Source organism: Hydrogenophaga sp., from assembly GCF_035481345.1.
In the GTDB taxonomy this organism is placed as follows: Bacteria; Pseudomonadota; Gammaproteobacteria; order Burkholderiales; family Burkholderiaceae_C; genus Hydrogenophaga.
Genome location: NZ_DATIGV010000086.1, coordinates 1 through 16,559, shown reverse-complemented (window position 1 = coordinate 16,559; position 16,559 = coordinate 1). Strand labels below are relative to the sequence as shown.

The 16,559-nt window shown below is 69.9% G+C and carries 20 protein-coding genes; 8 read left to right on the top strand and 12 right to left on the bottom strand.

The annotated features are described in order from the left end of the window. A partial coding sequence (locus VLG41_RS09440) for an Rrf2 family transcriptional regulator (protein ID WP_325349139.1) occupies nt 1-285 on the bottom strand: 285 nt, incomplete at its 3' end. 52 nt (nt 286-337) lie between these two features. After that, nucleotides 338-1,285 carry a LytTR family DNA-binding domain-containing protein gene (locus VLG41_RS09435; RefSeq protein WP_325349138.1) on the bottom strand — a complete coding sequence of 316 codons (948 nt, stop codon included), beginning with the start codon at nt 1,283-1,285 and terminating at the stop codon, nt 338-340. A 152-nt stretch (nt 1,286-1,437) separates the two neighbouring features. On the opposite strand from VLG41_RS09435, the gene VLG41_RS09430 reads away from it, so the two are divergent. After that, on the top strand, nt 1,438-2,598 hold the full coding sequence (locus VLG41_RS09430; RefSeq protein ID WP_325349137.1) for an acyltransferase family protein: 1,161 nt from the start codon (nt 1,438-1,440) through the stop codon (nt 2,596-2,598). Here VLG41_RS09430 and VLG41_RS09425 read toward each other — a convergent pair. Genes VLG41_RS09425 through VLG41_RS09395 form a run of 7 tightly spaced genes read right to left on the bottom strand, consistent with a single transcriptional unit; the run spans nt 2,557 to nt 8,638 of the window. Next, the gene (locus tag VLG41_RS09425) at nt 2,557-3,462 is read right to left on the bottom strand and encodes a sugar phosphate isomerase/epimerase (protein ID WP_325349136.1); all 906 of its coding nucleotides are present in this window, start codon (nt 3,460-3,462) and stop codon (nt 2,557-2,559) included. The genes VLG41_RS09430 and VLG41_RS09425 overlap by 42 nt on opposite strands. Continuing rightward, nucleotides 3,459-4,388 carry a VOC family protein gene (locus VLG41_RS09420; RefSeq protein WP_325349135.1) on the bottom strand — a complete coding sequence of 310 codons (930 nt, stop codon included), beginning with the start codon at nt 4,386-4,388 and terminating at the stop codon, nt 3,459-3,461. The genes VLG41_RS09425 and VLG41_RS09420 overlap by 4 nt, the downstream gene beginning before the upstream one ends. After that, the gene (locus VLG41_RS09415) at nt 4,385-5,260 is read right to left on the bottom strand and encodes a shikimate dehydrogenase (protein ID WP_325349134.1); all 876 of its coding nucleotides are present in this window, start codon (nt 5,258-5,260) and stop codon (nt 4,385-4,387) included. Before VLG41_RS09415 ends, VLG41_RS09420 begins: the two co-directional genes overlap by 4 nt. 19 nt (nt 5,261-5,279) lie before the next feature. Then, nucleotides 5,280-6,581 (bottom strand): TRAP transporter large permease, encoded by a 1,302-nt coding sequence (locus tag VLG41_RS09410; RefSeq protein ID WP_325349133.1) that lies wholly within the window; start codon nt 6,579-6,581, stop codon nt 5,280-5,282. Continuing rightward, on the bottom strand, nt 6,578-7,150 hold the full coding sequence (locus VLG41_RS09405; RefSeq protein WP_325349132.1) for a TRAP transporter small permease: 573 nt from the start codon (nt 7,148-7,150) through the stop codon (nt 6,578-6,580). Before VLG41_RS09405 ends, VLG41_RS09410 begins: the two co-directional genes overlap by 4 nt. After that, complete coding sequence (gene dctP / locus VLG41_RS09400) at nt 7,150-8,139, bottom strand: TRAP transporter substrate-binding protein DctP (RefSeq protein WP_325349131.1); 990 nt, start codon at nt 8,137-8,139, stop codon at nt 7,150-7,152. The genes VLG41_RS09405 and dctP overlap by 1 nt, the downstream gene beginning before the upstream one ends. 46 nt (nt 8,140-8,185) lie before the next feature. Continuing rightward, the gene (locus VLG41_RS09395; RefSeq protein WP_325349130.1) at nt 8,186-8,638 is read right to left on the bottom strand and encodes a type II 3-dehydroquinate dehydratase; all 453 of its coding nucleotides are present in this window, start codon (nt 8,636-8,638) and stop codon (nt 8,186-8,188) included. 133 nt (nt 8,639-8,771) lie between these two features. Between VLG41_RS09395 and VLG41_RS09390 the strand changes: the two genes are divergently transcribed. Continuing rightward, complete coding sequence (locus tag VLG41_RS09390; RefSeq protein WP_325349129.1) at nt 8,772-9,566, top strand: IclR family transcriptional regulator; 795 nt, start codon at nt 8,772-8,774, stop codon at nt 9,564-9,566. Nucleotides 9,567-9,640: 74 nt separating this feature from the next. Beyond that, the gene (locus VLG41_RS09385; RefSeq protein ID WP_325349128.1) at nt 9,641-10,363 is read left to right on the top strand and encodes an MgtC/SapB family protein; all 723 of its coding nucleotides are present in this window, start codon (nt 9,641-9,643) and stop codon (nt 10,361-10,363) included. 6 nt (nt 10,364-10,369) lie between these two features. On the opposite strand, the gene VLG41_RS09380 is transcribed toward VLG41_RS09385, so the two are convergent. After that, the gene (locus VLG41_RS09380) at nt 10,370-10,792 is read right to left on the bottom strand and encodes a VOC family protein (RefSeq protein ID WP_325349127.1); all 423 of its coding nucleotides are present in this window, start codon (nt 10,790-10,792) and stop codon (nt 10,370-10,372) included. A 102-nt stretch (nt 10,793-10,894) separates the two neighbouring features. Here VLG41_RS09380 and VLG41_RS09375 point away from each other — a divergent pair, with 102 nt between their 5' ends. Then, entirely contained in the window at nt 10,895-11,476 is a 582-nt protein-coding gene (locus VLG41_RS09375; protein WP_325349126.1) for a TetR/AcrR family transcriptional regulator, read from the top strand. A gap of 6 nt (nt 11,477-11,482) precedes the next feature. Here the strand turns inward: VLG41_RS09375 and VLG41_RS09370 are convergent, their stop codons facing one another. Continuing rightward, entirely contained in the window at nt 11,483-12,499 is a 1,017-nt protein-coding gene (locus tag VLG41_RS09370) for a zinc-binding alcohol dehydrogenase family protein (RefSeq protein WP_325349125.1), read from the bottom strand. A gap of 94 nt (nt 12,500-12,593) precedes the next feature. On the opposite strand from VLG41_RS09370, the gene VLG41_RS09365 reads away from it, so the two are divergent. The 4 genes from VLG41_RS09365 (at nt 12,594) to VLG41_RS09350 (ending at nt 16,111) form a co-directional block, all read left to right on the top strand. Continuing rightward, entirely contained in the window at nt 12,594-13,490 is an 897-nt protein-coding gene (locus tag VLG41_RS09365; protein WP_325349124.1) for a LysR family transcriptional regulator, read from the top strand. A 113-nt stretch (nt 13,491-13,603) separates the two neighbouring features. Further along, nucleotides 13,604-14,227 carry a TetR/AcrR family transcriptional regulator gene (locus VLG41_RS09360; RefSeq protein WP_325349123.1) on the top strand — a complete coding sequence of 208 codons (624 nt, stop codon included), beginning with the start codon at nt 13,604-13,606 and terminating at the stop codon, nt 14,225-14,227. Then, on the top strand, nt 14,224-14,577 hold the full coding sequence (locus VLG41_RS09355; protein WP_325349122.1) for a DUF1428 domain-containing protein: 354 nt from the start codon (nt 14,224-14,226) through the stop codon (nt 14,575-14,577). Before VLG41_RS09360 ends, VLG41_RS09355 begins: the two co-directional genes overlap by 4 nt. Further along, nucleotides 14,570-16,111, top strand: coding sequence for an MFS transporter (locus VLG41_RS09350; RefSeq protein WP_325349121.1), 1,542 nt, complete (start codon nt 14,570-14,572; stop codon nt 16,109-16,111). Before VLG41_RS09355 ends, VLG41_RS09350 begins: the two co-directional genes overlap by 8 nt. A 69-nt stretch (nt 16,112-16,180) precedes the next feature. On the opposite strand, the gene VLG41_RS09345 is transcribed toward VLG41_RS09350, so the two are convergent. After that, nucleotides 16,181-16,559: OB-fold nucleic acid binding domain-containing protein (locus VLG41_RS09345; RefSeq protein ID WP_325349120.1), on the bottom strand; the 379-nt coding region annotated here is incomplete at its 5' end.

Sequence of the window (16,559 nt, the reverse complement as noted above, 5' to 3'; positions counted from 1 at the left end):
CGGGTTCTCGCTGCGGTGGCCCATGGCGAACACCGCGGGCGCCCCCACAGCCTCGTACACGTCGCGCAGCGTGACGCGGCGCAGGTCGACGGCGATGGCCCAGCCGCCGCCATGGCCCTTGCCCGCGACGACGAAACCCGCGTCGCGCAGGCCGGCGAGCGTCTTGCGCACCACCACGGGGTTGGTGGCGAGCATGCGCGCGAGCTCGTTGGAGGTCATGGGGCGCCCGCTGTGCGCCATGTGCAGGAGCACGTGCAGGACGGAGGATAGCTTGCTGTCTTTCATGTAACTTTGAATAGTACATGAAAGACGCAGCCCCGCGACAGGCGGGGTTTTCTCAGCTCGGGCGAGGGGCTTGCGTGATCGCCGCGTTCAATGCCTCCCGGTACCGCCGGCTGCACGGCACCACGCCGCCATCGCGCAGGCGCAGGCGCGCGTCGCCGCTGTCCAGCGGCTCGATTTCCACGATGCGATCGAGCCTGACCAGGTAGCTGCGGTGCACCTGCACGAAGCGCGCGGGGTCGAGCTGGCGGGCGAACTCGGCCAGGGTGGAGCGCAACAGGTAGTCGTGCCCGTTCACGCGCAGGCCCACGTAGTTGGCCTGGGCCTGCACCCAGTCGATGTCGTTCGCGGCGATCAGGAATTCCTTGCGCAACTGGCGCACCAGGAAGCGCTCGGGGCGGGGCGCGGGCGGCGGCTCGGGCGGGGCCAGGGGTGCCGGCACCGGCACGGCATCGGCAGGCACCGGCGCGGCCGCGACCAGGGGCGGCTCCGGCGCGTCCAGCACGCGCGCTTCGCCCTGCAGGCGCAACAGCAGCACGCGGTACACGGTCAAGCCACCCACGATGGCCGCGTAGGCGCGCACGTCCTTGAGGTACTCATAGCCCCATTCCGACCACCAGGGCCCGAAGCCGTAGGCCTGGCCCGCCGCCGCATGCAGCGCGTGGCGCAGCGCCACCATGCCCGCCACGTGCGCCAGGCTGAACAGCACGCTGCCCAATAGGTGCCAGGGCAGGTGGCGCGCCAGCGTGTCCCAGTGCAGCGGGAAACGCCGGTTCCACCACGCGATGGCGGGGATCAGCGCCAGCAGCACCGCGTGGCTGGTGCCTTCCCACACCGCCGCCTCCCACCAGCCCCAGGGCAGGCCGGCCTCGCGCATGTCGGCGCGCGCCACCACGGTGTTGAGCAGGGCGTGCAGGCCGATCACCAGCACCCAGAAAGCCACCTCCGCGGCGCGGTGCCAGCGCGGGTGCTGCCGGAGCCAGGCGATGGGGTTCTGCGACATGGCCGCGAGTCTAGGGCGTGTTCGCACTTGGGAAAGTGGTGTGAACACGCCCTGGCCACGGCCGTCCCAGCCGGCCGCGCTTCGTCCCAGGCGGCCAGCGGCCCGTCCCATTCCGTCCCGTTCAGGCCCCCCGCCGGCCCAGGATGCCTGCCATGCAACGCCGACACGACATCGATACCCTGCGCATCCTGGCCTTCGGGCTGGTGATGGTCTACCACCTGGGCATGGCCTACGTGGCCGACTGGCCCTGGCACCTGAAGAGCGCGCACACGGCCGAGTGGCTGCAGTGGCCCATGCGCGCGCTCAACCTCTGGCGGCTGGACCTGGTGTTCCTGGTCTCGGGCCTGGCGCTGGGCCTGCTGATGCGCCGGGCGCCACCGGCTGCGGGGCTGTGGCGCCAGCGCAGCGCGCGCCTGCTGCTGCCACTGGCGGTCGGCATGGCGGTGGTGGTGCCCTACCAGGCCTATGCGCAGGCGCTGGCGGGCGGGTTCATCGAGCCGGGCTTCGCCGCCTTCCTGTGGCGCTACGCGCAAGGCGGGCCCTGGCCGGCCGGCGCGTTCGATGGCTGGCAATTCGGCGTCACCTGGAACCACTTGTGGTTCCTGCCCTACCTGTGGGCCTACACCTCGGCGCTGCTGCTGGCGCGGCGCGCGCTCGCGCCGCTGGCCCCGCGCTTCCAGGCCCTGCGCGGCGCGGGCCTCATGCTGCTGCCGCTGGCGCCCTTGATGCTGTGGTCGCTGCTGCTGCGCCGCCATTTCCCGCCCACGCACGACCTGATCAACGACTGGTGGATGCACGCCGTCTACTTCACCGTCTTCGTCTATGGCTGGTGGATCGGCACCGACGCCGCGCTGTGGCGCGAGCTGACGCGCCTGCGCTGGTGGGCACTGGGTGGGGCGGTGCTGGCCTTCGGCGCGCACCTGGGGCTGCGCGGGTGGCTGGCGGCGCCCTGGCCCTGGGCGCGGCTGGCGGCCGACGCCGTGTCCTGGTGGGCCATCGTGGCCGCGCTGGGCTTCGCGCACCGGCACCTGAACCGGCCCTGGCCCTGGCTCGGTTGGGCGCGCGAATCGGTCTACCCCTGGTACGTGCTGCACCAGACGCTGATCATCGTGGCCCTGTCCTGGCTCATGCCGCTGGGCCTGGGGCCGGGGATCGAGCCGCTGGCCGTGCTCGCGCTGACGGTGCTGGGCTGCTGGGCGCTCAACGACGGCCTGATCCGCCGCGTGGGCTGGTTGCGGGCGTGTTTCGGGCTGGCGCCGTTGCGGTCGCCGTCAAAGGCCCTGCAGGCGCAACCGGCCGGGCAGGGGGAGTGAGCGCCGCAGCACGTCCTCGGCCAGCCACAGCGCGCTGCGGCGCGCGCGCTCGGCCACCATGGGCAGGGGCATCTGCTGGTAGTCGTCGTTGAAGACCTCGAAGCTGTAGTCGCCGCCGTACCCCATGGCGTCCAGGGCCTGCACCATCTCGATGAGCTGCGGCGTGTGCACACCCTCGCCGGGAAAGACGCGGTAGGTGCGCGCCGTGGTCATGCGCTCCTCGAAGGTGCGGGTCTCCTGCCACAGGAAGTCCGAGAGCTGCACCAGGAAGACCTTGCCGGGCTCGATGTCGGCCAGCGCGTCCAGCGGCGTTTTCGCGGCCAGGATGTGGAAACTGTCCAGGCAGACGCCCAGGTTGGGGCAGTCGGCGCGGCTCACCACGTCCCAGGCGCTGGTGTATTCGTTGATGGCGCGGCCCCAGGACAGGCCCTCGTAGGCGATACGGATGCCCAGCGGCAGCGCCAGCAGGGCGAGTTTGCGCAGGTCGCGCGCGAGGTGCTCCGGGTCCTGCGAGGCGTGGGCCGAGGTGGACGAGCAGGCCAGCAGCACCGGGCTGTCCAGCGCGGCGCACATCCGCAGCATGGTCTTGGCGATGTCGAGCTTGTACTCGTGCAGGTGGCCCGAGAGGCCCTCGAAATCGCGCAGCACCTGAAAGCCCGTGGCGCGCAGGCCGCTGGCCTGCACCTCGCGCACGGCGGCCTCCCAGCCGTCGGGGTGGCCCACCAGGTCGCTGGCCTTGAGCATGACCTGGCCGAAGCCGGCCTCGCCCATCGCGCGCAGCTTGGCTTGCAGCGACCCGGCCAGGGTGATGGTGTCCATGCCGAAGTCGCGCATGGCCACCTGTGCGCTGCGCGGATCGGTCATGGCCGTCCCACCGATGCGGCCAGCGGGTCCTGCACCAGCTCGAACACCACGCCACCCAGGTAGGCCTTGGTGATGGCGCCGCGCCGCTCGGCGTGCACGGCCTCCGATTCGACGAATTCCACGCCGCGTTCGCGCAGCGCGCGCACGGCGGCCAGCACGTCGCTCACGCCAATGCCGATGCGCTGCCAGGCCTCGCGCTCGTCCAGCGCATCCACCGGTGGCTCCACGAGCTGCAGCAGGAAGCCCTGCCCGGGGCGGCGTCCCGGCACGCGCAGCAGGTGCCCCGAGGGCATGATGCCGAAGCGTTCGTCGTCGGGGATGGGGGTGGCGCCGAGCAGGGTCTCGTAGAAGGCGGTCCAGTCGCCGCTGCGCCCCAGGCCGATGTACTGCACCAGGCCGAACAGGCGCATGTCGAACAGCGCGGGCGGGCGCGGGTCCACGCCGGGAATGGGCAGGAAGTCCACGTCGTAGATCGAGTAGTCGCGGTAGCGGTCGATCAGGTAGAGGCGGCTGCCGCCCACGCCGTGGATGGCCGGGATGTTGAGTTCCATGGCCTCGGGGTGCGTGGGCACTTCCCACCCGCCGCGCGAGAGCACGTACTCGCGCGCGGCGCGGGCGTCGCGCACGCGCAGGCCCACGGCACCGATCACGGGCCGCGAATCGCCGTGCGCGGCGCCGAGCGCGTCGATGGGGTGGGCGTTGACCACGAGGTTGAGCGCGCCCTGGCGGTAGAGCAGCACCTCGCGCGAGCGGTGCCGCGCCACGGGGCGAAAGCCCATCATCTCCAGCACCTGACCGAGGGCCTGGGGCTGCAGCGTCGCGTACTCGACGAACTCGATGCCGTCGAGGCCCAGGGGGTTGTCGGCGTCGCTGGTGCAATCCTGCAGGGGTTCGCGCGCGGCTGCGTCGGTGAACGGTGTGTTCATGGCTTCGCCTCCTGAGGTGATGGTGGCGGCCCGTCGAGCTGAGCAAGTTCGCGCAGGCGTTCGGGCGTGGCCACCGGCAGACCGAAGAATTCCAGGTAGGCGGGGATCTGCTCGAACAGCATGTCGGTGCCCACCTGCACGCGGCAGCCGCGCGCCTGGGCGGCGGCCAGGAAGGCGGTGAAGCGCTCGCGCATCACCACCTCGCCCACGAAGCTGCGCGCGTCCAGGCGGCCCACGTCCAGCGGCAAGGGGTCGCCGGGCTCCATGCCCAGGGGCGTGGCATTGACCACGAGATCGAAGCCCGCCGGGTCGCGCTCGCCGGTGCTCACTGGCAGCAAGGGATAGGCCGCGCGCAAGCGCTCGCTCAAGGCCGCGCTGGCCGGCCCGTTCGTGTCGAACAAGGCCAGGCGCGCCACGCCGGCGCTGGCCAGCGAGGCCGCAATGGCCGAGCCCACGCCGCCCGCGCCCGAGACCAGCACGCGCGCGCCGGCAAAGCTGCGGCCCTTGCGCTGCACGCCGCGCACGAAGCCCTCGCCATCGAACATGTCGCCGATCAGGCGGCCGTTGGCCGTGCGCTTGACGGCGTTGCAGGCGCCCGCCACTTGCGCGGTGCGCGACACCTCGTCCAGCAGCGCCAGCACACCCACCTTGTGCGGCATGGTGATGAGCGCGCCCAGCACATTGGGCGCGGCCATCAGCGGCGGCAGCAGCGATTCGAGCGCGTCGGCGGGGCAGTCGAAGGGCACCACCACCGCGTTGGTGCCGCTGGCCGCGAACCAGGGGTTGTAGATCAGTGGCGCCTTGAAGCTGTGCGTGGGGTGGCCCAGGTGGGCGATCACCCGGGTGTGGCCGTCGATGCGGGGCGTGTTCATGCCGCGTCGTCCCGGCGGATCAGCCCGTGTAGCCCGCCAGCCGTGGCAGGAACAGCACGAAGTCGGGCCAGAAGGTGGTGATGGCCAGCGCGATCAGCATCACGCCCAGAAAGGGCAGGGTGGCGCGCACCAGATCGCTCAGGGAGACGTTGGCGATCTTGGTCATCATGAACAGCAGCAGGCCGTAGGGCGGCGTGACCAGGCCGATCATGATGTTGAGCACGGCCACCACGCCGAAGTGCACCGGGTCCACACCCAGCGCCACGGCCGTGGGCAGCAGCACCGGCAGGATCACCAGGATGATGGTGGAGCCTTCGAGGAAGGCGCCCAGGACCAGCAGCAGCAGGTTGGCCAGCAGCAGGAAGGTGAAGGGCGAGAGCTCGAGTCCCTTCATCACCGCGCTCAGCGAGGCGGGGATGTTCTCCGAGGTGATGACGAAGTTGAACACCGTGGCGCCGGCGATCAGGATGCCGATGGACACGCTGGTGCGCGCGCTCTGCTGCAGCGACTCGTAGACGTCGCGCAGGCGCAGGCTGCGGTAGTAGAAGGCCGCGATCACCAGCGCGTAGGCGGCGGCCACGCCGGCGGCCTCGGTGGGCGTGGTGATGCCGCTGTACAGGCAGCCCAGCAGCAGCACCGGCATCATCAGCGCGGGCAGGGCCTCGCGCGTGATGCGCGGCAGCTCGCGCAGCGGCACCGGGTCTTCCACAGGGAACCGGTGGCGCTTGGCCAGGTAGTGGATCAGCGCCATCTGCACCGCACCGAGCAGGAGCCCGGGCAACACGCCGGCCAGGAACAGGTAGCCGATGGACGTGCCCGAGACCAGCGCGTACAGCACCAGGGGGATGGAGGGCGGCAGGATGGGGCCGATGACCGCCGACACGGCGGTGAGCGCGGCCGCGAAGGAGGGCGGGTAGCGGCCGTCGCGCGTCATCATGGCCTGCATCAGCTTGCCCGAGCCGGCGGCGTCGGCCAGGGCCGAGCCCGACATGCTGGCAAACACGACGCTCTGCAGCACGTTGACCTGGGCCAGGCCGCCGGGGAAGCGCCCCACCAGCGCGTTGCACCAGCGCAGCAGGCGGTCGAGCACGCTGCCCGAGCTCATGAAGCTGGCCGCCAGGATGAACAGCGGAATGGCCAGCAGCAGGTAGCTGGAGTAGGTGCTGTTGAGCAGTTGCTCGGCCGCGCTGCCCATGTCCATGCCCTTGAGCCACAGGTACAGGATGGAGGCGCCGATCATGGCCTGCCCGATCGGCACGCCCAGCAGGCTCAGCAGCACGATGGCCGCGACGGCCAGCGAGAAGGGACTCGTGGGATTCACAGGGAGCCTATGTGGGTGGATGCCGCGGCCTCGCGACCGCGCACGGCGTTCGCGATCAGCCACAGGTGGCGCGCGATGACGGCGACGGCGAACACCAGATAGATCGAGTAGAGCCAGTCGAAGCGGATCTTCAGGTAGGAGCTGCTCTCCACCTTCATGAACGTCACGTAGTCCCAGGTGGCGGGCAGGGCCAGCGCGAACAGCACAACGGTGGCGATGGAGCCCAGGGAGCCGAGCACGCGGCGCCCGCGGGGGCCGAACAGGTTCTGCACCAGGTCGATGCGGATCTCCTCCTCGTCTTTCAGCACGAAGGCCGCGCCCCAGAGGATCAACCACAGCCAGGCGACGAGCGAGATCTCCGCCGTCCAGCCCACCGGCAGATCGAACGCGTAGCGCAGCACGATCTGCAGGATGAAGGCGAGGAAGATGACCGCGAGCAAGGCCGCCGCCACCGCTTCGGCCGCACGCGTGAGGAAGCCGAACCCAGAGGCACCGAGGAACCGGCTTTGCCGGGCCTCAGGTGCCGTCCCCTGGAGGGGGTCGCGCGAAGCGCGGCGGGGGTGATTCATTATTTGACCGCGGCGATCTTGTCGATGATCCCTGGGGCCCAGGCCTTCGCCTCGTCGGACGCCAGGTAGATCTTCTGCGCGTGCTCGCGGAAGGCGTTGATGTTGGGCACATACACGTCCAGCCCCTGGCGCTTGAATCCCTCGGCCAGTTCGGCCTCGCGCTTGACGTGTTCGTTGGCGCTCCAGGTGATGGCCTTGTCCACCGCGGCCTGGAAGGCCTTCTGCTTGTCGGCCGACATCGCCTGCCAGGCCTTGAGGTTCATGGTGAGCAGGTCGAACGCCACCAGATGCGAGGTCAGCACCACCTGGCCCATCACCTCGTAGAACTTCATGTTCTGCACGTTGGGCAGGGGGTTGTCCTGGCCGTCCACGGTGCCGGTCTGCAGGCCGGTGTAGGTCTCGGCGTAGGCCAGCGGCGTGGGGTTGGCGCCCAGCGAACGGCCCAGCAACTGCCAGGCGTCGCCAGCGGGCATGCGCAACTTCACGCCCGCCAGATCGGCCGGCACGTTGACCTTCTTCTTGCCGCGCAGGCCCACGTGCCGCGTGCCGAAGAAGGTGGGGCCCAGGATCTTCACCTTGAGCTGGTCTTCCACCTGCTTCTTCATCTGCGCGCCCAGCTCGCTGGCGAAGAAGGCGTTGAGGTGGTTGGCGTCGCGGAACAGGTAGGCCGAGGTCAGCACCGACCAGGCCGGCACCTGCTTGGAAATGTCCTGCGGCGCGATGTTGCCCATCTCCAGGTTGTCGCGCTGCAGGGCCACCAGTTCGGTGCCCTGGCGGAACAGGGTGGAGTTCAGGTGCGCCTCGATGGTGTGGTCGGGCGCGATGTCGGCGCTCAGGCGCTTGATCATCTCGGCGCGGATGTCGGTGTCGGAGAACACCGCCGCGAAGCGCAGCTTGGTCTGGGCGCGGGCGCGGCCGGGCAGCAGCGCGGCGGCGGCCAGGCCGGCGCTGGCGCAGAGAAGGGAACGGCGGTCGATGGTGCGGTTCATGGTGCTTGTCTCCTGTGGTGTGGCGGTTGTTGTGATGGAAAGCGGTTCAGGCCGTGGCGGCCTCGCGCAGCCGCTGCGCCACCGCGTGCAGCGCGAGCTCGTAGCCGATGGGGCCGAGCCCGCAGATCACGCCGGTGCTGGCCAGCGAGGTGAGCGAATCCTTGTAGGGCGCTTCGCGGCGGTGGATGTTGGTGATGTGGACCTCGATCACCGGCAGGTCCAGCGTCTTCAGCGCGTCGAGCAGCGGGATCGAGCGGAAGGACAGGCCGGCGGGGTTGACGATCACCGCCGCGCCGGCGGCACGCGCCTCCTGCACCCAGTCCACCAGCACGCCCTCGTGGTTGGACTGGCGGAAGACGCAGTTCAGGCCCAGTTCACCGGCCAGGGCCAGGCAGCGTTCCTCCACCTGGGCCAGCGTGGTGTGGCCGTACAGCTGCGGTTCGCGGATGCCCAGCAGGTTGAGGTTGGGGCCGTTGAGGATGTGGACGTTGGGTCTCATGGTCGGGCGTGGGGCTTGGCCTTTGGAGGGGTCTGGCCTACAGTGATTGGCGGTGTGGCGGCGATTCTTGTGCCGTCACAGGAAACACTTTCCGCATTGGAAACCTGTTCCGCATCACAAAAAACACAGAGACATGAACCTTGCCCTGGACCGCGGCCTCTCGCTGCTCGAACACCTCTCGCGCCACCCCGATGGCCTTCCCCTGGCCCTGATGGCGGAGGAGCTCGACATCCCTCTGAGCGCCTGCCACCGCCTGCTGGGCGATTTGCAGCACCGCGGTTACGTGCGCCAGAAGCGCAAGCAGGGCGACTACCAGCTCACCACCAAGGTGGTGTCGATCGGCCTGGGCTACCTCAGCCACGGCGGCATCGTCGACATCGCGGGCCCGCTGCTGGAGCGGCTCGCACAGCAATCGGGCGAGCTGGTGCGCCTGTCCCTGGTGGACGACGACCGCCTCACTTTCGTGGCCAAGGCCCAGGGCGCGCGCCAGCAAGGCGTGCGCTACGACCCCGACATGGGCGCAGACGTGTGGCTCTCGTGCTCGGCCTCGGGCCACGCCTGGCTGCACACGCTCAGCGACGAGCGCGCGCTGGAACTGGTGACGCGCCAGGGCTTCGGCACGCCAAAGGACTACGGCCCCAAGGCACCGACGACGGTGAAGGCGCTGCTGGGCTTTCTGCACGCGGCGCGCGTGCGCGGCTACGCGATGATCGACGAGGTCTTTGCGCCCGGCATGAGCGCCATGGCCGCGCCGGTGATGCGCCGCCACGAAGCCATCGGCGTCATCAGCATCGCCGGGCCGCGCACGCGGCTGAGCGTGGCGCGCATGCAGGAGCTGGCGCCCACGCTGCTGGCCGCCGCGGCCGAGTTGGGGCCGATCAGCAACGCGTCCAGCCTGTTCGGGCGGCCGCCCCTGGGCAAGGGGTGAGCCTGCGGCGCTCAGGGATTTCACGCCGCCGGCGGGCCGCGCGCGGCGGGTAGCATGGGGCAGGAGGAACCGTGATGGACCTGTTCAACATGCCCGATGCCGACACCCTGGCCCTCTACAAGGAGATCGCGCGGCACCTGCTCTTCGCCATGGTGGCGGGTGGACTGATCGGCCTGGAGCGCAGCTTCCACGGCCGGCCGGCCGGCTTTCGCACGCACACATTGGTGTGCCTCGCGTCCAGCCTGCTGATGCTGGTGACGCTGTACCAGGGCGTGTGGTTCGAGCAGGACAACAGCAAGGGCACCGTGACCATGGACCCCACGCGAATGGCCCAGGGCATCATGACTGGCATCGGTTTCCTCGGCGCGGGCGTGATCTTCAAGGAAGGCCTCACGGTGCGCGGCCTCACGACGGCGGCCTCGATCTGGATCACCGCCTCTATCGGCGTGCTCATGGGCATCGGCTTCTACTTTCCGGCCGTGCTGGCCACCGTGCTCACGCTGGTGGCGCTGGTGGTGTTGCACCGGGTGGAGCGCTTCGTGCCAACGCACACCTACGCGCAACTCAACGTGCGCTTCGACCGCCAGAAGGCCATGCCCGAAGCCGATCTGCGCCAACTGCTCAAGGAGCACGGCTTCACCATCGCCAACCTCAGCTACCGGCTGGAGGAAGGCGACGCCTTCGAGTACCGCATGATGCTGCGCACCATGCGGCCGAAGAATCTGGCGGTGCTGGCGCGCAGCCTGGGCACGCTCAAGGTGGTGGAGCAGTTCCGGCTCTCGCCCACGGGCGACTGAGCGCGGTCAGACCATGTAGCGGTCCCAAAAGCCGGCCTGCGGCTCCATCTGCTCGACCACGTCCACCCACAGGCCTGACGGGTCGCGAAAGCCGAAACGGCGCTGGCCGAAGGGCTCGTCGGTGAGCGGCAGGCCGACGGGGCCGCCGCGCGCCAGGAAGTCCGCGTGCGCGGCTTTCGCATCCGCCACCTGCAGCTCGAAGCACAGGCCCAGGCCGCTGAAGGTCTCGGGCCCGGGCGGGGCCGAGGGGTGGTCGGGCGACATGAAGGCCAGCGAGGCGCTGCCGTCCTCGCTGCACAGCCAGACGAACCAACTGCTCGCGAAGCCGCACGACCAGCCGAGGTGCTGTTCCCAGAAGGCCTGGCAGGCGCGGATGTCGGGGGTCACGACGATGGGGTAGTGGTCCTGGTAGCGGGGTTTGTCGCTCATGGGGAAACTCCTTGATAAAAAAACAGACTGTCGGTCGGTTTCTTCAATGTAGGATACCGACAGACTGTCTGTCAATGACGTGCCTGATCAAGGAGAACGAGCATGAAGAACGTTGAACGCGCCAGCGCCACCCGTGCCCGGCTGATCGCGGTGGCGCGACCGATGTTCGGCGGGCTGGGTTACGCCGGCACCGCCACCGAGGCCGTGCTGCGCGAGGCCGGCGTGGCGCGCGGCGCGCTGTACCACCACTTCGCCGACAAGGCCGCGCTGTTCGAGGCCGTGTGCCTGGCGGTGTGCGAGGACATCGTGCCGGCGGTGGACGAGGCCGCCGCCGCGCGGCGCGACCCGCTGGACGCGCTGGTGCACGGCTCCATCCGCTGGATTGAAAAGACCTCGGAGCCCGAGGCGCGGCGCATCCTCATGATCGACGCGCCCACGGTGCTGGGCTGGGAACGGTGGCAGGCGCTGGATGACCGGCTGAGCCAGGCTTCGCTGGCCGAGGGCATGAAGGCCGCGATCGCCGCCGGTGCGATCCGCTTCGATTGCCGCCTGGAGCTGGCGGTGGCCATGATGAACGGCGCGCTCAACGCGCTGGCGCTGCGCGTGAACGCGCCCGAGGCGCCGGTGCCGCCGCGCGAGTGGCGGCGCGCGGTGCGCGCCCTGTGGGCCGCGCACGCGGTGTGAGCCGCCTCAGAAGCCCTCGAGCACCACCTTGCCGCGGGCCTTGCCCGATTCGATCAGCGCGTGCGCGCGCTTGAGGTTCTCGGCGTTGATGACGCCGAAGCGCTCCGACAGCGTGGTGCGGATCAGGCCCGCGTCCACCAGCGCGGCCACCTCATTGAGCAGGCGGTGCTGGCCGATCATGTCGCGCGTCTGGAACAGCGAGCGCGTGAACATCAGCTCCCAGTGGATGGACACGGCCTTGCGCTTGAACAGCGTGGCGTCGAGCGAAGCCGGGTCGTCGATGAGCCCGAACTTTCCTTGCGGGGCGATGGCCTCGACGATGTGCGGCAGGTGCTGTTCGGTCTGCGTGAGGCTCACGATGAGGTCTACCGTGGGGTGTCCGATGCGCTTGAGCTCCTCGGCGATCGGCCGCGAGTGATCGATCACGTGGTGCGCACCGAGCGACGCCACCCACTCGCGCGTTTCGGGTCGCGAGGCCGTGCCGATGACGGTGAGGGCCGTGAGGCGCGCGGCCAGCTGGGTCAGGATGGAACCCACGCCACCCGAGGCGCCGATGATCAGCAGTGCCTGGTCCGTGGGGGCTTTGCCGGGCGCCACGCCGAGGCGGTCGAACAGCATTTCCCAGGCGGTGATGGCTGTGAGCGGCAGCGCGGCGGCCTCGGCGAAATCCAGCGAAGCCGGCATGTGGCCCACGATTCGCTCGTCCACCAGATGGAGCTCGCTGTTGGTGCCTGGCCGTGCGATGGAGCCGGCGTACCAGACGCGGTCGCCGGGTTTGAACAGCGTCGCGTCCGGTCCGACGGCCTTCACGACGCCGCTGGCGTCCCAACCCAGCACCTTCCATTCCTGGCCTGGTGCGGGCGCCGCGCTGCGGCGCACCTTGGTGTCCACGGGGTTGACCGACACGGCCTTCACCTCGACCAGCAGGTCGTGGCCGGTGGCAATGGGGTTCGGCAGGGTGATGTCGACGAGGGCGTCGGGCGCAGTGATGGCCTGGGGCTGGCGGTAGCCGATGGCTTTCATGGAAGGGCTCCTGTAGGGATGACCGCACTGTGCCGTGCCGAGGCTTGCAAATGAAGCGGGTAAAAACGGGTTCTGTTTCAAACAGGAATTGAAAATGGCCTCCCTGAACGAATTGCAGTTCCTGGTGCGCGCGGGCCGTGCCGCCAGCCTGTCCGACGCGGCGCGCGCCATGGACATCTCGCCCGCCGCGGCCAGCGCCCTGGTGAAGCGGCTGGAGGCCGAACTGGGCCTGCGCCTGTTCGTGCGCTCCACGCGCAGCCTGCGGCCCACGGCCGAAGGCCAGGCCTTCCTGCAGCGCTGCGAGCAGGGGCTGGAGATCATCGAGAACGCGCGCGAAAGCCTGCTCGCAGGCCGCGACGTGATCCGCGGCACCCTGCAACTCTCCTTGCCTTCCGACCTGGGTCGCAACGTGGTCCTGAAGTGGTTGCACGAATTCGGCCGCCGTTACCCCGAGGTGCGGTTTCGCCTGCAGTTCTCCGACCGCCTGGCCGAGGTCTACCGTGAACCGGTGGACATCGCGTTGCGCTATGGCGAGCCGGCCGACTCGGGGCTGATCGCCCTGCCGGTGGCGCCCGACAACCGGCGCGTGCTGTGCGCCTCGCCGGCCTACGTGAAGGCGCACGGCGCGCCCGCGCACCCGCGCGAGCTGGCGCAGCGCAACTGTCTGTGCTTCCAGTTGAGCGAGCGCACGCACGACCGCTGGCGCTTCTCGCGCGGCAAGGAATCGTTCGCGGTGGACGTGGCCGGCGGCGTGATGTGCGACGACGGCGATGCCGTGCGCCGGCTGGCGCTGGCGGGCGCGGGGATTGCCTACAAGTCGCGCCTGGACGTGGCCGAGGACCTGCGGCGCGGCGGCCTGGTGCCTCTGTGTGACGCCTGGCGCGGCGAGAGCGCCCCGTTGTACCTGGCCTGCGCCGACCGCAGCCAGCTGCGTCCCGTGGTGCGCCTGCTGCGCGAGTTCCTGGTCGAGCGTTTCGCGGCCCGGGCCTGAGCCGTGGCGGCGACAGCCGTCCGTTGGCCGATAGTCACCAGCCTGCGCTTGACGAACATACCAACTGGTCGGTAATCTCCGCTCCCTTGCCGAAACCGCCCCGGAGATCGTTCATGGACGGCCCTGCCCTCAGCTCCCGCGACCGCCTGCTTCAGGCGGCCATGACCCTGGTGCGCACCAAGGGCTATGGCGCCACGACCGTGGACGAGCTGTGCGCCGTCACCGGCCTCACCAAGGGCGCGTTCTTCTATCACTTCAAGACCAAGGAAGACATCTTCGTCGCCGCCGCGCAGCGCTTCGGCGAAGACGCCGACGCGCTGTTCCGCCGCGCGGGCTACATGGATAAGGCCGATCCCCTGCAGCGCCTGCTGGGTTATGTCGATTTCCGCATCGAGCTGCTGCAGGGCGAGATCGCCGAGATCACCTGTGTGCTCGGCACGCTGGTGCAGGAGGTGCACATCACCCATCCCGCCATCCGCGAGGTGTGTGATCGCCACATCATGGCCAACGCGGACCTGGTGACCGAGATGGTCACGGCCGCCAAGCGCCAGCACGTCCCCCGCGCCCGCTGGAGCGCCGAGGCCCTGGGCCTGTACGTGCAGGCCGTCATTCAAGGATCGCTGCTGCTGGTGAAGGCCCGGCAGTCGATCGAGCCCGCGGTCGATTGCCTGCGCGTGCTGCGCCGCCACCTCGAACTGCAATTCCTTCCCACCCCCGCCAAGGAGACAGTGAAATGAGCTACGTCGATGGATTCATGGCCCCCGTGCCCACCGCCAACCGCGATGAGTACCTGAAGCACTGCAAGGACGCCGCGGCCGTGTTCAAGGACTACGGCGCCACGCGCGTCGTCGAGACCTGGGCCGACGACGTGCCCGAGGGCAAGATCACCTCCATGCCCATGGCGGTGAAGCTCGAAAAGGACGAGGTCGTCGTTTTCTCCTGGGTCGTCTGGCCGTCGAAGGCCGTGCGCGACGCCGGCTGGGAAAAGATCATGGCCGATCCCCGCATGCAACCCGACCGCGCCCCCATGCCGTTTGATGGCAAACGCATGATCTACGGGGGCTTCAACGTGATCCTCGATGTCTGAACACACCGCTTCCTCCGCGCCCGCCCGGGCCACCGGCCGCGACTGGCTGGGCCTGGCGGTGATCGCGCTGCCCTGCATGGTCTATGCGATGGACATGACCGTGCTCAACCTCGCGCTGCCCGTGCTCAGTGCCGAGCTGCGGCCCAGCGCCGCGCAACTGCTGTGGATGGTCGACATCTACAGCTTCCTGGTGGCGGGCTTTCTCATCACCATGGGCAACCTCGGCGACCGCATCGGCCGGCGCAAGCTGCTGCTGATCGGCGGCGCGGCCTTCGGCCTGGCCTCGCTCATCGCGGCCTTCTCCACCAGCGCCGAGATGCTCATCGCCATGCGCGCGCTGCTGGGCGTGGCGGGTGCCACGCTGGCGCCGTCCACCATGTCCCTCATCCGCAACATGTTCCACGACGAGGAGCAGCGCCGCTTCGCCATCGGCGTGTGGATCGCGAGCTTTTCCATGGGCGCGGCCATCGGCCCGTTGGTGGGTGGCGCGCTGCTGCAGTGGTTCCACTGGGGCTCGGTGTTCCTGGTGGCGGTGCCGGTGATGCTGTTGCTGCTGGTGCTGGGCCCGCTCGTGCTGCCCGAGTTCAAGGATTCCGAGGCGGGACCGATCGACCTCGCGAGCGCGCTGCTGTCGCTGGCCTCGGTGCTGGCGGCGGTCTACGGCATCAAGACCATCGCCACCCACGGACTGGCGCTGTCGGGCCTGCTGCCGCTGGCGGCGGGCGTGGCCCTGGGCTGGGTGTTCGTGCGGCGCCAGTCGCGCCTGGCGCATCCGCTGCTGGACATCGCGCTGTTCCGCCAGCCGCGCTTCGCGGCGGCGCTGGCGGCCTACGCGCTGTCCTGCCTGGCGATGTTCGGGGTGTACATCTTCATCACGCAGTACCTGCAGGTGGTGCGCTCGCTGGACCCGCTGAGCGCGGGCCTGGTGACGCTGCCCTGGGCGCTGGCCTTCGTGTTCGGCTCACTGGGCGCGCCGCGCCTGGCGAACTGGTTCGCGCCCGTGCGCATCCTTGTGGGCGGGCAAGTGGCGGCGGTGGCCGGCTTCCTGATGCTGCTGATGGTGGACGCCGGCACGGGCCTGCCCTGGCTGGTGGCGGGCACGGTGGTCATGAGCCTGGGCATGGCGCCGGTGTTCACGCTGGGCAACGAGATCATCATCACCTCGGCCCCGCCCGAGCGCGCGGGCGCGGCCTCGGCGCTGTCGGAGACGGCCTCCGAACTCAGCGGCGCGATGGGCGTGGCCCTGCTGGGCAGCCTGGGTGTGGCCTGGTACCAGGCGCGCGTGGGCGCGGGCCTGCCGGCGGCGCTGCCGGCGCCGGCCGCCGAGGCGGCGCGCGACACGCTGGCGGGTGCGCTGCACGCGGCGGGTTCACTGGGCGGCGCAGAGGGTCCGGTGTTCGCGGCGCTGGCACGGGGGGCCTTCGTGGAGTCGATGCACCTGGTCACGCTGGCCGGCGCAGCGGTGATCGCGGCGGCGTGTGTGATGACGACGCTGTTGCTGATGCGCCAGCCGGCGGCGGCTACGGCGGCCTGAAGCCCCGGCGGTTGAGCGCCGCTCAGCGTGCGCGCAGTAGCGCCTCGAACTCGCGCGCCGGTGTGTCCATCAATGGAAATCCCGGCTCTCCGTCGCCAGTCGCCCCAGCAGCGGCGTCAGGTCCTCCAGCCGCCCCGCGATCAGGTTGCACAGCGGCCCCTCGCGCTGCCACACGCCGTGCACCGCCAGCAGCCGCGCGTGCAGCAGCGCGGCGCGCTGGCGTTCGCGCACGTGGCGCCAGACGATCACCTGCACCGTGCCGGTCTCGTCTTCCAGTGAGACGAAGATGGTGCCGTTGGCCGTGCCCGGCTGCTGGCGCACGGTGACGATGCCGCAGGCGCGCGCGAAGCGCTTGTCGGGCAGGGCCTTGAGTTCCTCGGCCGTCATCAGGCGCCGCGCACTCAACTGCGGCCGCAGCAGGGCCAGGGGGTGACGGCGCAGCGTCAGG